13 protein-coding genes are annotated in these 14534 nt (G+C 70.3%); 8 read left to right on the forward strand and 5 right to left on the reverse strand.

Annotation, left to right across the window (positions count from 1 at the left end; all coding sequences use genetic code 11):
* The first annotated feature begins 14 nt into the window (after nucleotides 1-14).
* Genes QSK05_RS33710 through QSK05_RS33735 form a run of 6 tightly spaced genes read left to right on the forward strand, consistent with a single transcriptional unit; the run spans nucleotide 15 to nucleotide 6706 of the window.
* Nucleotides 15-1034, forward strand: coding sequence for an ABC transporter permease (locus QSK05_RS33710; RefSeq protein ID WP_285601471.1), 1020 nt, complete (start codon nucleotides 15-17; stop codon nucleotides 1032-1034).
* 1 nt (nucleotide 1035) lies between these two features.
* The gene (locus tag QSK05_RS33715) at nucleotides 1036-1914 is read left to right on the forward strand and encodes an ABC transporter permease (RefSeq protein WP_285601472.1); all 879 of its coding nucleotides are present in this window, start codon (nucleotides 1036-1038) and stop codon (nucleotides 1912-1914) included.
* The gene (locus QSK05_RS33720; RefSeq protein ID WP_285601473.1) at nucleotides 1911-2780 is read left to right on the forward strand and encodes an ABC transporter ATP-binding protein; all 870 of its coding nucleotides are present in this window, start codon (nucleotides 1911-1913) and stop codon (nucleotides 2778-2780) included. The genes QSK05_RS33715 and QSK05_RS33720 overlap by 4 nt, the downstream gene beginning before the upstream one ends.
* Nucleotides 2773-3624, forward strand: coding sequence for an ABC transporter ATP-binding protein (locus QSK05_RS33725; RefSeq protein ID WP_285601474.1), 852 nt, complete (start codon nucleotides 2773-2775; stop codon nucleotides 3622-3624). The genes QSK05_RS33720 and QSK05_RS33725 overlap by 8 nt, the downstream gene beginning before the upstream one ends.
* The gene (locus QSK05_RS33730) at nucleotides 3621-4976 is read left to right on the forward strand and encodes an NtaA/DmoA family FMN-dependent monooxygenase (protein ID WP_285601475.1); all 1356 of its coding nucleotides are present in this window, start codon (nucleotides 3621-3623) and stop codon (nucleotides 4974-4976) included. The genes QSK05_RS33725 and QSK05_RS33730 overlap by 4 nt, the downstream gene beginning before the upstream one ends.
* The gene (locus tag QSK05_RS33735; RefSeq protein WP_285601476.1) at nucleotides 4973-6706 is read left to right on the forward strand and encodes an FAD-dependent oxidoreductase; all 1734 of its coding nucleotides are present in this window, start codon (nucleotides 4973-4975) and stop codon (nucleotides 6704-6706) included. The genes QSK05_RS33730 and QSK05_RS33735 overlap by 4 nt, the downstream gene beginning before the upstream one ends.
* Here QSK05_RS33735 and QSK05_RS33740 read toward each other — a convergent pair.
* From QSK05_RS33740 to QSK05_RS33760, 5 genes are read right to left on the reverse strand one after another with little or no spacing between them, the layout of a single operon-like run.
* A complete protein-coding gene (locus tag QSK05_RS33740; protein ID WP_285601477.1) occupies nucleotides 6699-7082 on the reverse strand; it encodes a MerR family transcriptional regulator in 384 nt (127 codons plus the stop codon). The genes QSK05_RS33735 and QSK05_RS33740 overlap by 8 nt on opposite strands.
* Nucleotides 7083-7130: 48 nt before the next feature.
* Nucleotides 7131-7538 (reverse strand): universal stress protein, encoded by a 408-nt coding sequence (locus tag QSK05_RS33745; protein WP_285601478.1) that lies wholly within the window; start codon nucleotides 7536-7538, stop codon nucleotides 7131-7133.
* On the reverse strand, nucleotides 7535-9040 hold the full coding sequence (locus QSK05_RS33750; RefSeq protein ID WP_285601479.1) for a tripartite tricarboxylate transporter permease: 1506 nt from the start codon (nucleotides 9038-9040) through the stop codon (nucleotides 7535-7537). The genes QSK05_RS33745 and QSK05_RS33750 overlap by 4 nt, the downstream gene beginning before the upstream one ends.
* A 2-nt stretch (nucleotides 9041-9042) precedes the next feature.
* The gene (locus QSK05_RS33755) at nucleotides 9043-9543 is read right to left on the reverse strand and encodes a tripartite tricarboxylate transporter TctB family protein (RefSeq protein WP_285601480.1); all 501 of its coding nucleotides are present in this window, start codon (nucleotides 9541-9543) and stop codon (nucleotides 9043-9045) included.
* Nucleotides 9540-10550, reverse strand: coding sequence for a Bug family tripartite tricarboxylate transporter substrate binding protein (locus QSK05_RS33760; RefSeq protein ID WP_285601481.1), 1011 nt, complete (start codon nucleotides 10548-10550; stop codon nucleotides 9540-9542). The genes QSK05_RS33755 and QSK05_RS33760 overlap by 4 nt, the downstream gene beginning before the upstream one ends.
* A gap of 280 nt (nucleotides 10551-10830) precedes the next feature.
* On the opposite strand from QSK05_RS33760, the gene QSK05_RS33765 reads away from it, so the two are divergent.
* Both QSK05_RS33765 and QSK05_RS33770 read left to right on the forward strand, forming a co-directional pair.
* Entirely contained in the window at nucleotides 10831-13473 is a 2643-nt protein-coding gene (locus tag QSK05_RS33765) for an aminotransferase class III-fold pyridoxal phosphate-dependent enzyme (RefSeq protein ID WP_285601482.1), read from the forward strand.
* Nucleotides 13470-14519, forward strand: a complete 1050-nt coding sequence (locus QSK05_RS33770) for a 3-oxoacyl-[acyl-carrier-protein] synthase III C-terminal domain-containing protein (protein WP_285601483.1) — start codon at nucleotides 13470-13472, stop codon at nucleotides 14517-14519. The genes QSK05_RS33765 and QSK05_RS33770 overlap by 4 nt, the downstream gene beginning before the upstream one ends.
* Nucleotides 14520-14534: the final 15 nt, after the last annotated feature.

Raw genomic sequence — 14534 nt, forward strand, 5'->3', positions numbered from 1 at the left:
GACAGGAGCAGCTGATGACCGGAAGTACCCTTGCACCGCAGTTCATTCCCGGCGCTGGTCCGGCAGTTCGCCGGGTGCTGGGCCGGACCTTGATCACGCTGGCCCAGTCGGTCGCGATCTTCGTGCCGGTGTTCCTGGTCGCCACCTTCGTGACCTTCGCGCTGCGGGCGATCAGTGGGCTGAGCCCGGCGCGGATGCAGCTGGGCGAGCAGGCCACACCGGAGGCGATCGCCCGGATCGAGGCGGAATGGGGCCTGGACCGGCCGTTCCTGGCCCAGTACGGGACCTGGCTGACCGACATGCTGCACGGGAACCTGGGTAACAGCTGGTCCAACGGGGTCGGCGTGGCCGATCTGATCGGCATGGGGCTCGGCGTCAGCCTCTCGGTCGCGGCGCTGGCCCTGGCGATCGGTATCACCCTGGGGTTCGCGTTCGGGACCCTGGCCGCGCTGAAGCACACCACCTGGATCGACCGGGCGATCACCGCGGTGATGACGGTGATCTCGGTGATGCCTGCCTTCGTGGTCGGCATCGTGCTGGTCACCGTCTTCGCCGTGGGGTTCGGCTGGTTTCCCGCCTCCGGCTACGTACCGCTGGAACTGGGTCTGTGGCCCTGGCTCTCGCACATCCTGCTGCCGGCGCTGGCGCTCAGCTTCGACACCGTCGCCGACGTGGCCCGGCAGCTGCGCTCGGGTCTGATCGGGGCCTACCGGGAGAACTACGTCACCGGGGCCCTGGTGCGGGGGATCAGCCCGCGGCGGATCTTCTGGCGGCACGTGCTGCGTAACGGCACGGGCCCCACGCTGGCGGTGCTCGGGCTGAAGTTCCCGGCGCTGATCGGCGGCGCGGTCGTCACCGAATGGATCTTCGGACTGCAGGGTTTCGGTCGTTTCGCCAACGACTCGGCGCAGGCCGGCGACGTGCCGGCGGTGCAGGGCGTGCTGGTCGTGTCGATCGTGCTGGTCGTCCTGTTCAACCTGATCGTCAACGTCGTTCTCGGCCGGCTCACCCCGGCCTCACAACGAGGGGTGTGACATGACCCGCCGGATCTGGGCCCTCCCCACCGGGAAGGTCGCGTTCGCCATCCTGGCGCTGGTCGCGGTCCTGGCCGTGTTCGGGCCGCTGCTGGCCCCGCACGACGCGCTCGCGGGCAGCACCACCACCCTGGCCGGTCCCTCCGGAGGGCATTGGCTGGGCACCGACTACCTGGGCCGCGACGTGCTCAGCCGCCTGCTCGACGGATCGCGCACGAGCATCGTCGGGTCGCTCGAGGTGGCACTGGTGGCGCTGTTCGCCGGTGCGATCCCGGGCATGGCGTCCGTCTACCTCGGCCGGGTCTTCGAGTGGAGCGTGCTGCGCCTGACCGACACGCTGATCTCCCTGCCGTTCCTGGTCTTCGCCGTGGCCGTCACCGCCCTCCTCGGCAACGGCATCACCCAGGCGATGTTCGTGGTCGGAGTGCTGGTGTCGCCGCTGTTCTTCCGGGTCTCGCGGGCCGCGACGCTGGCCGTGGCCCGTTCACAGTACGTCGAGGCGGCGCTGATCTCCGGCGCCTCGTTCGGCCAGATCGTGCGCCGGCACGTGTGGGCCAAGGTGCTCCCGGCGATCGGCGTCGCCCTGGCCCAGACCATCGGCATCGGGTTCGTGGTGGTCTCCAGCCTGACCTTCCTGGGCGTCGGCGTGCAGCCCCCGGCCCCGACCTGGGGCGGTCTGCTGGCCTCGGACCTGGGCTACCTGAACTACCAGCCGTGGGCGCCCGTGGCGCCGGCCCTGCTGATCATGGGCACGGTGTGGGGCTGCAACCTGCTGGCCGACGCCCTGCGGGACGTCCAGACCGTGCGTGAGGTGAACCTCGTGTCTGACCCTCCATCCCTTCGTGATCATGCAAAACCTCCCCGGGGAGGTTTTGCATGATCACGGACAAGAAGGTGCTGGCGCTTCAGGACGTCCGGATCTGCGGCGGTGGCCGGGAGATCGTGCACGGTGTCTCGTTCGGCCTGGAACCCGGTGGGGTGGTCGGGATCGTCGGGGAGTCGGGCAGCGGCAAGACACTCACCTGCCGTTCGGCGCTGGGCATCCTGCCACCGGGGCTGCGGCTGTCGCACGGCTCGATCTCGATCGACGGGCAGGACATCTCCGGCCTCAGCCCGCGACAGTGGACCTCCCTGCGGGGCTCGACGATCGGCGCGGTGTTCCAGGACCCGGCCTCGTACCTGAATCCCTCGCTCACCGTGGGCTCGCAGATCGCCGAGGTGCTGCGGGTCAAGGCGGGTCTGGGGCGCCGGCCGGCCAAGCAGCGGGCGCTGGAACTGCTCGCCGAGGTACATCTGAGAGACCCGCACCGGGTCTACGGCCGGTACCCGCACGAGCTGTCCGGCGGCATGCAACAGCGGGTGCTCATCGCGGCGGCCATCTCGCTACGCCCGAAGATCCTGATCGCCGACGAGGCGACCACGGCCCTGGACGTCACCGTGCAGGCCGAGATCCTCGATCTGCTCACGGATCTGCGGGAGAGCACCGGCCTGGCCCTGGTGGTGGTGTCGCACGACCTGGCCGTGGTCGCCCAGCTCTGCGAGCAGGTGCTGGTGATGCGGGACGGGGCGGTGGTCGAGCAGGGCCCGACCGCCGCGGTGCTGCACGACCCGCAGCACGCGTACACCCGGCTCCTGATCACCGAGCACGAGCAGTACGGGCTGGACCGTTATCTCGACCGCGCCGACCCTCTCGCCGGCCCTGGCCCTCTCGACCGCCCCGACCTGAAGGAGCCCGCCGGTGCCTGATGTCCCGGAGATCGAGGACGCGGTGCTCGAGGTCTGCGACCTCGATGTCCACCACGGGGTGGGCCGGCGCCGACATCGCGCACTGTCGGGCGTCTCGCTCCAGGTACGGGCGGGGGAGACGCTCGGCCTGATCGGGGAGACCGGTTCGGGCAAGTCCACCCTGGCCCGCACGGTGCTGGGTCTGGTGCGGGCCTCGGGCGGCCGGGTCCGGATCGGCGGCGAGGACGTCACCGGGTACTCGCAGCGGCAGTGGCGGTCCTTCCGCCGGCGCGGCGTGGTGCAGTACGTGTTCCAGGACCCGCTGCGCAGCCTCGATCCGGACCTGACCGTTCAGGAGTCGCTGCTCGAACCCCTGCTGCTGCGGGGTGACCCGCGCGCGTCCGCACTGCAGGCCGTACGGGAACAGCTGGCCCGGGTGAACCTCGACGAGCACCTGCTGGCGCGCCGTCCGGCCGAGTTGTCGGGGGGCCAGCGCCAGCGGGTCGCGGTGGCCCGGGCCCTGGTCGTCGAGCCCGCGCTGATCATCCTCGACGAGCCGGTGTCCGCGCTGGACGCCGCCAACCGCGTGCAGATCCTGCAGATCATCAAGAACCTGCGTGACGCCGGCACCGCCCTGGTGTTCATCTCGCACGACCTCGGCTCGGTGGCCGGGGTCGCCGACCGGATCGCGGTGCTGTACCAGGGCGAACTGGTCGAGTCCGGTTCCACCGCCGAGGTTCTGCGGACACCACAGCACGCCTACACCCGGCTGCTGCTGGGTTCGGTGCCCACGCTGCACGCGTCGTCCGCCACCCGGGCCGAACGTCAGGCACTACGAGCTCAGCTGAACGGAGAACCGGTATGACGCGCAGACTCCACCTGGCGGTCGCCGCCTACGGGGTGGGTGGCCCGGGCCAGCACGGGCTGTGGAAAGACCCGCGGGTGCCGAAGAACGCCAGTATCGACATCCAGTACTACATCCGGCAGGCCCAGATCGCCGAAGCGGCTCTTTTCGATGCGTATTTCATTGTCGACAGCCAGTTCATCACCCCCGACTACCCCTCGCACTACCTGAACCGCCTGGAACCCCTGACCCTGCTCTCGGCCGTGGCCACGCACACCAGCTACATCGGCCTGGTCGCGACGGCGAGCTCGACCTACAACTCGCCGTTCAACCTGGCCCGGCGGTTCGCGTCGCTCGACCTGATCAGCGGCGGCCGGGCGGCGTGGAACGTGGTCACCAGCTTCGACACCGGGACCTCGCGCAACTACGGCCTGGAGGAGCACCTCGACTACGCCACCCGGTACGGGCGGGCGCTGGAGGCCGTGCAGGTGGTGCGCGGGCTGTGGGACTCCTACGAGGACGACGCATTCCCGGCCTCCCTGGACGACAACCGGTTTCTCGAACCGTCGAAGCTGCACGCGCTGAACCATGTCGGTGAGCACTTCTCGGTCGCCGGCCCGCTGAACGTCTCCCGCTCGCCTCAGGGGCAGCCGGTGATCTTCCAGGCCGGCGTCTCCGAGGAGGGCCGCCACCTGGCGGCACAGGTGGCCGAGGGTATCTACGCGCCCGGCGGTACACTGGCCGAGGCCCAGGCCTACTTCAGCGACATCAAGCAGCGGGCTACGGCGGCCGGTCGCGACCCGGACCATGTGGTGATCTTCACCGGCGCCTCTCCGGTAGTCGCCTCCACGGACGCCGCGGCTCATCGCCGGTCCCGGGAAATCTACGACGAGGACAACGACTTCGATCGGAAACTGGGCTTCCTCGGCCGCAGTTTCGGGGCGTACGACTTCGCGCGGCACGACCTGGACGCGCCGTTCCCGGATGTCGCCCACCGGGCCGAGAAGGGTGGACGCACGGCGGGGCAGGCGATCGTCGAGCGCGCGACCTCGCAGGGCCTCACCCTGCGTCAGGTGGTGGAGTCCCTCACCGAGTACCGGCCCTCGCCGTTCACCGGGGCGCCGGACACCGTCGCGGACGCGATCGAGGCGTGGTTCACCGCCGGTGCTGCCGACGGCCTGAACCTGAGCTTCCGTGCCCTGGACGACCTGGAACGCTTTGCCGGTGACGTGGTGCCGCTGCTGCAGAAACGCGGCCTGTTCCGGAGCGGCTACGAACACGACACCCTGCGAGGCCATCTCGGCCTCCCGATCCCGGAGAACCCCCACTCGGTTCGTGATCACGCAGACGTTACCCGGGGACAGTTCGCATGATCACGAACGAAGAATTGAGGGACGAGGCGTACCGGCCGGATCTTTCCCTCACCGGTGGGCGCGATGTCCACACGGTGCTCTTCCCGCACGACGATCTTCCGGAACAGGTGGACGTGCTGGTCGTCGGAGCGGGGCCGGTGGGCCTTTCGGCGGCGGTCGAGCTCGCGGGCCGGGGTGTCAGCGTGGCCGTGGTCGACAAGGCCACGCGGGCCACCCTGGTACGGGCCGGGGCGATGGGCCACACCCCGCGCGTGGTCGAGCATTTCCGGCGCTGGGGCCTGTTGCAGCGGATCCGTGACGAGTGGACCTTCCCGCCGGAGTGGAACCGGGGCATCCGGCTCGTCACCTCGCTGGTGGGGCATGATCTCGGCCCTGCCGGATCCGCCGGGCCCACTGAGCCGACGGTCCCGGAACGGCGGGCCAGCCCCGAAGAGGCTCTGAGGCGTCCTCAATCAGCCGTGCAGAAGGTGTTCATCGAGCGCCTGGGCGAATTGCGGGTGCCGGTCTCGGGCGGCTGGGAACTGCGTGCCCTGGAAGAGAGTGCTGACGGGGTCGAGGCCCGGGTGGTGTCCGACGGCGAGGCGCGCCTGGTGCGGGCCCGCTACGTGATCGGTGCGGACGGCAATCGCAGCACGGTGCGGACCCTGGCCGGTATCGAACGCGACGGGGAACGGGCCCGGGAACAGCGTTTCCGGCTGATCGTGCGCACCCCCGACATCAGCGGCCGGGTGGGGCCCGCCCCCAGCGGCGTGAACATCGTGTTCAACGAGAAGTCCTCGGGGTTCCTGGCGGCCGTCAGTCATCGCGAATGGCGTGTGTACGCCGGTCCCTTCCCGCTGGAGCACCGGCCGACCGAACGCGAACTACTCGACACCGCCCGCGCGTCCTTCGGTTTCGATGTCGATCTGGACCTGGTCTCGGCCACCCCGTACTACGACGCGACCCGGATCGCGCGGACGTTCCGGCAGGGCCGGGTGCTCCTGGCGGGTGATGCCGCCCACGTGCGCACCCCGGGCGGCAACCTCGGCGAAGGTTTCGGCGACGTGGTCAACCTCGGCTGGAAACTGACGGCCGTCCTGCGGGACCAGGCTCCACCGGCCTTGCTCGACTCCTACGACGAGGAACGCCGCAGGCACAACTGGCGGGTGGCCGACCACGCGCTGGAACGATCGCGGCGTTCACGCGCGACCCTGGCGCAACTGCGGGCCGAGGGAATCCCGGCCGATCAGGACACCAGCGAGTGGGCGATCGAGCGCCGGGAGAAGATCCGGGCCCAGCTGGCGGCGGAGTCGGTGGTGGCGCCGGGCGTCACGTTCGATGAGCGGTACGACCAGTCCCGGGCGATCTGGTACGAGGCCAGTTCGGTGAGAGACGAGACACCTTGGGAGTCTGGAATTTACGAGGACGATCCACGACCGGGCCACCGAGCCCCGAACGGTCTCGTCGACACCTACGGCGGTACCCTGCACGACCGGATCGGCTCCGGCTTCGCGCTGTTGTCGATCGGTGAGGATCGTTCCCTGGAAGCATCTTTCACTGAGGCGGCGGCCCGACGGGGAATCCTCCTCGCGGTCGTGCACGTGAAGGACGTGCCGGCCGGGAGCCCGTACCGCGACGCGCAGTACTTCCTGGTGCGGCCGGACCAGCACGTGGCCTGGCGCGGTGACGCGCTGCCCTCGGGCGGTGCGGAGGCCGTGCTCGCCCGGGTGCTGGGCGGGAACCTCAGGTGACGTCCGGGGTCGCCTCGTCGAACTGGTCGCGCCGCGCGCGGTTGAGCACGATCAGCTCGTCGAGCGACTCCAGCGTGCGGGTCAGGCCTGCGATGTGCTCGCGGAGCTTGTCGCGTTCGGCCACCAGATGGGCGAACGCGGAGTCGCTGGTCTCCCCGTTCGGCGACTCCAGGCAGGGCAGGACCCGCAGGATGGTCTGGCTGGACAGGCCCGCCGAGTAGAGGCGCTGCAGGTACTCGACCCGGTCGATCTCCTGCTCGGTGTAGTGCCGATGGCCGCCGGAGCTGCGCTCACTGCTGAGCAGGCCCTGCTCCTCGTAGTAGCGCAGCGAGCGCACGCTCACGCCGGTGCGTTCTGCCAGCTCACCGATCCGCATCGGATCTCTCCCCCCACCAGGACTTGAAACTCACATCGATGTAAGGATCTAGCCTACCGCGCCGATCGTGTCTGCCTTGACCGCGAGGACGGGGCAGTCGGCGTCGAGAATGATTCTCTGGGCGACGCTTCCGAGCAGGAACTTGCCCACGGCCGAGCGGTGACGCACGCCCAGCACGATCAGGTCGGTGTCGTACCGGCCGGCGACGGTGAGAACGGCGGCGGCGATGTCGGCGTCGACCGGGCGCTCGATGCTCAGGCCGACCCCGCGACCCGCGGCGCGCTGCGAGAACTCGGTGAGGGCCTCGTCCGTCGCGTACTTCGGGTCGACTAGGGTCTCGCCCTTCGTGGCGTTGACGAGGACCAGGTCGGTGTCGCGGAAGATGGCCTGTTCCAGGGCGGACTCGAAGGCGGCCTCGGCGGAGGCGTGGGGGGTGTGGGCGAGCAGGACGGTCACCGGTGCACCTCGTCGGGAGTGGGGGACCTGCGGATCGCACGCAGGATGAGGGGGGCTGCGATCACGACGGCGCAGACGGCCAGCACGGTCGCCGAGAATGCCGTGGACCAGAGGGTGCTCACGTCGCCCTGGCTGATGGCCAGGGCCCGGCGCAGCTGCTGCTCGGCGACCGGGCCGAGGATCAGCCCGACCACGGCCGGCCCGACCGGCCAGCCGTAGCGCCGCATCACGAAGCCCAGGGCCCCGATGACGAACAGCAGAGCCACGTCGACGGCGGAGAGGTTGATCGTGTACGAGCCGAGGGCCGCGAACATCAGGATCCCGGCGTACAGGTAGGGGCGGGGGATGCGTAGCAGCCGCACCCACAGGCCGACCAGCGGCAGGTTGAGCACGAGCAGCAGCACGTTGCCGATGTAGAGGCTGGCCAGCAGCGCCCAGACCAGGTCGCTGTTGGTCTCGAAAAGGGCCGGGCCGGGCTGGAGCCCGTACTGCTGGAAAGCCGCGAGCAGGACCGCGGCGGTGGCCGAGGTGGGCAGGCCGAGGGTCAGCAGGGGCACGAGAACGCCTGCGGCGGCGGCATTGTTGGCGGCCTCCGGACCGGCGACGCCCTCGATGGCGCCGTGCCCGAACTCCTCGGGGTGGTGCGAGAGGCGCTTCTCGGTGGCGTAGGAGAGGAACGTGGGGATCTCGGCGCCGCCGGCGGGCAGGGTGCCGAACGGGAAGCCGAGTGCGGTGCCGCGCAGCCACGGCTTCCACGACCGGCGCAGGTCGTCCCGCGTCATCCAGGGGCCCGCCGCCGGCAGCAGCTGGGCGGGGGCGTGACGCAACCGGGACGACACCCACAGCGCCTCGCCCACCGCGAAGAGACCGACGGCGACGACCACCACGTCCACCCCGTCGGCCAGCTGGGCGATGCCGAGGGTGAGCCGGGCCTGGCCGGTGAGCGCGTCGATGCCGATCAGGCCCAGGGAGAGGCCGATGAGGAGGCTGGCCAGCCCGCGCACCAGACTGGCGCCGAGCACGGCGGAGACGGTGAGGAAGGCCAGGATCATCAGGGCGAAGTAGTCCTGCGGGCCGAGCTTCACCGCGAGGTCGGCGACCTGCGGGGCGAGCAGCGTGAGCAGGATCGTGGCGAGCGTGCCGGCGACGAACGAGCCGATGGCGGCGGTGGCCAGGGCGGCGGCGCCGCGCCCGGCCCTGGCCATCTGGTTGCCCTCCAGCGCGGTGACGATGGACGAGGCCTCACCGGGGGTGTTGAGCAGGATGGAGGTGGTGGAGCCGCCGTACATGCCGCCGTAGTAGATGCCCGCGAACATGATGAACGCGCCGGTCGGGTCGAGCGTGAACGTGATCGGCAGCAGCAGGGCCACGGTCATGGCCGGGCCGATGCCGGGCAGCACGCCCACGGCGGTGCCGATGGTGACGCCGGCCAGGGCGTAGAGCAGGTAGGTGGGTGTCAGCGCGTCGCCGAAGCCCTGCAGCAGCAGGTCGAGGTTGCCCATGCTCAGATCACCGCCTGCAGGATGCCGTTGGGCAGGTACACCCCGAGCAGCCGGGTGAACACGATGAACGTGACGAACGGCGCCAGCAGACTGACGGCCACCAGCGAGCGCGGGTTCCGGGCGCCGAGCGTGTACGCGGTGCCGGCGAACAGGCCGATGGTGGAGAGCAGGTAGCCGACCGGGTCGAGGATCAGCACGTAGAGCACCATCAGCCCGGCCAGCGCGGCCAGGGTGCCCCAGTGCGTGGTGGCCTCGGTGTCGACGTCCTCACCGGCCTCGGGCTCGGCCCGGTCGCCTCGCCAGACCGCGACGGCCAGCCAGATCCCGACCACGACCAGGGCGACGCCCACGACGTAGGGGAAGAAGCGCGGGCCGATGGCGCCCTCGGTGGGCGGGGTGCGCAGGGAGTGGCCGTCGACGATCATGTAGATCCCGACGAGGACGAGCAGACCGGCGGGCAGGATCTCGGTGAGACCGCGGCGATCGGTGGTTGCCTGGCTCATTCCACGAGTCCGATCTTCTTCAGGGTGCCGGCGTACTCGGTGACCTGCTCCTCGAAGAACGGTGCCACCTGCGGGCCGACCATGAAGGTGTCGTCCCAGCCGTTGGTGCTCAGTGCCTGCTTCCACTGCGGGCTGTCGTGCACCTCGGTGAGGAACTGCTGGATGTCCGCGACCTCGTCCGCCGTGGTTCCCGGGGGCGCCAGGATGCCGCGCCAGTTGGCCACTTCCACGTCCACACCCTGTTCGGTGAACGTCGGCGCGTCGAGGGAACCGATGCGCTCGGGCGAGCTGACGGCGAGCACCCGCAGGTCGCCGGACTCGATCTGCCCGGCCCACTCCTGCACGCCCGAGATCCCGGCGGCGACCTGGCCGCCGAGGATCGCGGCCAGGGACTCACCCCCGCCGGAGTAGGGGATGTAGTTGACCTTCCGCGGGTCCACACCGACCGCCTCGGCGTAGAGCCCGGCCGTGACCTGGTCGGTGCCGCCCGCCGAGCCACCGGCGATCGCGTGCCCGCCCGGGTCGTCGGTGAAGGCGCGGGTGAAGTCGTCGAGGGTCTGGAACGGCGAGTCCTTCGGCACGACGAGCACCTCGGACTCGCCGGTCAGGCGGGCCACCGGCACGGCGTCGGCGATGGTGATCTGCGACTGGTTGACCGCGATCGCACCGATCATCACGGCCCCCATGACCAGCAGCTGTTTCGGGTCGTCGTCGGCCACGAACCGGGCCAGGCCGATCGTGCCGCCGGCCCCCTCGATGTTGATGACCTGGGGGTTCTTCACCAGGTCGGAGTCTTCCACGGCCTGGCTGAGGGCCCGGGCGGTGCCGTCCCAGCCGCCGCCCGGTGCGGCCGGGGCGATCAGCTGCAGCCGGCCGGTCGCCGGAAAGCCGGAGGCGCTGTTGGTGGGCGACTCCTGTCCGCAGCCGGCCAGGCCGAGCAGCGGCACCAGCAGCAGCCCGGCGGCGGTGATGGTGTGCAGGCGTCGATGTGACCGGCGATGTGACAAGGACGCTCCCCTCTCATCGGCTCGTCAGTGAGCTGCGCCACAACCTACAAAGCAACCTTACACCGCGGTATGTCGCAAAAGTCATAGTTGGAAATGATTGACGCCGGGGGTCGAGCCGGTGGGTCAGTGAAATTCGTTCCTGCGCAGCCACAACGCGACGGTCGGAGAAAACGGGGGCGCCCACGGATTCCCGGGATGCCGACCGGCGGACGTCGTCTCTAGTCTGAAAGGGGGAACTTCGACGGTGCCGCACGAAATCATTTTCCGGACCGGGGGATTCATGCGCGATTCCTGGCGTCTTCTACCGCACCTGGTCTCCGAGGGGGTCAGGATCGTCGGCTGGAGCTGTGTTTTCGGCCTGCGCCGGGCGTTGCCCGGGGGTCCGGGCGATGCCGAGCTGCTGCGCGGCTACCTGCTGCGCCTGGGGCCCCTGTACATCAAGGCGGGCCAGGTGCTCGGCACCCAGTCGGGGGTGCTGGCGGGCGACACCGTCGAGCAGTTCCGCTCGTTCTTCTCCGACCTGCCCCCGATGCGCCGTGACCAGTTGCGTGCCACGCTGAACCGCTCGGGCGCAGGTCTTTTCGCGGAGTTCGACGAGGATCCCATCGCCGTCGGATCGGTCGCCCAGGTCCACACCGCCCGGCTGGTGGACGGCCGCCGGGTGGCCGTCAAGGTGGTCAAGACCGGCGTACGTGAACGTCTGGCCGCGGCGTCACTGATCCTCGGCGCCCTGATCCGCGGCGCCGGCCTGCTGGTGCCCGCCGTGCGGCACGTCGACCTGGCCGGGCACTTCGCCGCCCTGCGGCCGCTGCTGACCGGGCAGTGTGACCTGCTGGCCGAGCAGGCCCGGCAGGAGGCCGTGGCGGAGAACTTCCGCAACCACCCCTACGTGCGGGTGCCGGACACGATCCCGGCCGCGTGCCGGGAAGACCTGCTGGTGATGGAGTTCGTGGAGGGTGTGCCCGGCCAGGACCCGGACCGGGCCGGTCACCGGCGCGAGGAACTGGCCGCGCGCCTGCTCGACGCCTTCAACACGATGGTCTACTTCCACGGCCTCTTCCACGTCGACCCGCATCCGGGCAACTTCCTGTTCGAGCCCGGCGGGCGCATCGTGCTGCTCGACTTCGGCCTGGTGGGGCGTCTGTCCGAGGACGACAAGTGGAACCTGTCGTCGTTCTACTTCGCCTGCGTGCGCCAGGAATGGGAACTGGCTGCCGACCGGTTCACCACGACCTTCGCGCAGCACCCCGAACGTACCCGCGGATCGGGGGAGTACCACGCCCAGCTGACCGGCATCCTGCGCCGTCACTTCACCACCGAGACCGACCACTGGTCGACCATGTCGTTCCTCGACGAGGCCTCCCGCCTGCTCCAGCGGAACGGCAGCCTGATCGCCACCCGTTTCTCCCTCCTGGCCCTCAGCACCCTGACCGGTGAAGGATTCCTCAGCCAGGTCGACCCGCAGCTCGACATCTGGCGCAACGGGCGCAAGTTCACCGACCGCTTCTCCCCGTACCTCAGCGACGAACTGCGCGACACCTTCGAACGGGAACTCGGCGACCGCACCCCGATCACCGGCGCCGCCCGCCGCGACGCCGCCCGGTACCTGGTCGCCCCGACCCACTTCGACCGGTTCGTGCTGCCCGCCGCCTACCCGATCGTCGTCGCGAGGGCCTGCGGCTCCCGGCTCACCGACCTGGACGGCAACGAATACGTTGATCTGTCCGGTGGATTCGGCCCGCACATGCTCGGCTACGGCCACCCGGTACCGGCCGCGGCCATCCGCCGGGCGCTCGACTCCGGCGGCGTCAACGCCCTGGGCAGCCCGGCCGAGCTCACCCTGGCCCGCACCCTGACCGCGGCCTTCCCCGGAACCCTGGCCGTGCTGGCCAACTCCGGCACCGAGGCGGTGCAGATGGCCGTCCGGATGGCCCGCGCCCACACCGGCCGCCAGCGCGTGGCCAAGTTCGAGGGCCACTACCACGGCTTCTCCGACCAGGGCATGGTCAGCTCCTGGTTCCGCTACCGCGGCGAGGCACGGTCGCCCGCGCCGGTGGCCAACTCGGCCGGCGCCCAGCAGAGTGTCGTCGACCAGACCCTGGTGCTGCAGTACGGCCTCGACGAGAGTCTGCAACGCATCACCGACGCCGCCGGCGACCTGGCCTGCGTGATCGTCGAGCCGATGCCGTCGGTCACCGGGGGATTCGACGCCGCCTTCCTGCGCCGCCTGGCCACGACCTGCCGCGCCCACGGCGTGCTGCTGGTGTTCGACGAGGTCGTCACCGGCTTCCGGGTCGCCTACGGGGGAGTACAGCACCTGGCCGGGGTGACCCCCGACCTCACCTGCCTGGGCAAGATCATCGGCGGTGGCCTGCCCTGCGGCGCCGTGGTCGGGCGCCCCGCCGTCGTAGGGGTCGCCCGCAGCAGCGGCGACCCGTTCCTCGACGTACACGGCCGCGCGTTCGTCGGCGGCACCATGAGCGGCAACTCGATCACCGCGGCCGCCGGTGCCGCGGTGCTGGGCCACCTGCGTGACCACCCGGGCATCTACACCGAACTGGACCGCAAGACCGCCTGGCTGGTCGGCGAACTACGCTCGCACGTGGCTGCCCTCGGCCTCTCCTGCGAGATCTCCGGGCAGCACTCGCTGCTCGGTATCACTTTCGACTACGCCCGTCCCAAGCTGATCCGCGACCGGCTGGCGGGTTCCCACACCAAGGCCAACATCGCCCTGGCCTGCTACATGCGCAAGCACGGCGTGTACCTGCCGGAACTGCACACCCTGATGATCGGTGACGCCCACACCGACGAGGACCTCCAGCTCGTCAGCCTGGCCTTCGCGCAGTCGCTCGCGGAGATGACCGAGGCCGGGTTCTTCAGCTTCGAGTCCACCCGTCCGGTCGCCGTGAGGAGCACCCCGTGAGATTCCTGGCCCTCGAGCACGTCCTCCCCTCGCGGCAGGTCACCAACGCCGAGGTACTCACCGCGGTCCGGCACGCCAGTGCCCGGCACCTTCCGGCCTCGGACCTGGACGTGGTGGACCGCCTTCTGCGCAGCAGTTTCGACTCGTGCGGCACGACCGTTCGCTACCACTGCGGGGCCGGGGAACTGCCGCACGAACTCGCCCTGCGCGCCGGGGAACAGGCCCTGAGCGCCGCCGGGACCGACCGGGACGAGATCGACCTGCTGATCTACACCGGCGTCGCCCGGGCCGTGGTCGAACCGGCCGCCGCCACCGCTCTGCAGGCCGGTCTGGGCCTGCGCAACGCCACGGCCTTCGACGTCTCCGACGCCTGCGCGAGCTGGGTGCGATCGCTCGACCTGGCGCGTCACCTCGTGGCCACCGGTGCCCACCGGCGCATCATGATCCTCAACGCCGAGTTCGGGTCGCGGCAGAGCCACCACTACGAGCTGCGCTCGCTGGAGAACTTCCCGAGCTGGCACCCGGGCCTGACCGTGGGCGAGGCCGCGACCGCCACGATTGTCGCGGACGACGACGAGAACGATCACTACGAAGCCAGTTTCCGCACCTACGGCGACCGTTGGCAGCTGTGCTACGTGCCGCTGGCCAACGCCGGCGACTGGTTCGGCCACCACGCCCCGGAGGCAGGCGCGGCCGAGCCGATGCGCTTCGTCTCGCACGGCCTGCGGCTGATGGAGTTCGCCCTCGCCCGCCTGGTCGAGCACTACCGGGACCGCCCGGAGTACGAGCAGTTCAAGCCCGATGTGATCTTCGGGCACTCGGCCAGCGACGGCATGTCCCGTCTCCTGGCCACCCGGTGCGGCCTGGACCCCGACCGCTTCCGCCTGGGTCACCACGAGACCGCCAACACGGTGTCGGCCTCGGTGCCGGTGGCGATGTCCCGGGCGATCGGGAGGGGACAGCTGGTGGACGGCGACCGGGTGGTGCTGCTCGTGGCCTCGTCCGGGGTCACCACCGCGCTCACCAAGTTCGTCTACCGATCCTGAAACAAGCCGTCGAGC

Origin of the sequence: Kineosporia sp. NBRC 101731 (assembly GCF_030269305.1) — a bacterium.
Taxonomy (GTDB): domain Bacteria; phylum Actinomycetota; class Actinomycetes; order Actinomycetales; family Kineosporiaceae; genus Kineosporia.

Excerpts from the sequence above, each read along its gene's own strand:
- QSK05_RS33710 (WP_285601471.1), top strand. The coding sequence starts at position 15 with ATGACCGGAAGTACCCTTGCACCGCAGTTCATTCCCGGCGCTGGTCCG.
- QSK05_RS33715 (WP_285601472.1), top strand. The coding sequence starts at position 1,036 with ATGACCCGCCGGATCTGGGCCCTCCCCACCGGGAAGGTCGCGTTCGCC.
- QSK05_RS33720 (WP_285601473.1), top strand. The coding sequence starts at position 1,911 with ATGATCACGGACAAGAAGGTGCTGGCGCTTCAGGACGTCCGGATCTGC.
- QSK05_RS33730 (WP_285601475.1), top strand. The coding sequence starts at position 3,621 with ATGACGCGCAGACTCCACCTGGCGGTCGCCGCCTACGGGGTGGGTGGC.
- QSK05_RS33735 (WP_285601476.1), top strand. The coding sequence starts at position 4,973 with ATGATCACGAACGAAGAATTGAGGGACGAGGCGTACCGGCCGGATCTT.
- QSK05_RS33740 (WP_285601477.1), bottom strand. The coding sequence starts at position 7,082 with ATGCGGATCGGTGAGCTGGCAGAACGCACCGGCGTGAGCGTGCGCTCG.
- QSK05_RS33750 (WP_285601479.1), bottom strand. The coding sequence starts at position 9,040 with ATGGGCAACCTCGACCTGCTGCTGCAGGGCTTCGGCGACGCGCTGACA.
- QSK05_RS33755 (WP_285601480.1), bottom strand. The coding sequence starts at position 9,543 with ATGAGCCAGGCAACCACCGATCGCCGCGGTCTCACCGAGATCCTGCCC.
- QSK05_RS33765 (WP_285601482.1), top strand. The coding sequence starts at position 10,831 with ATGCGCGATTCCTGGCGTCTTCTACCGCACCTGGTCTCCGAGGGGGTC.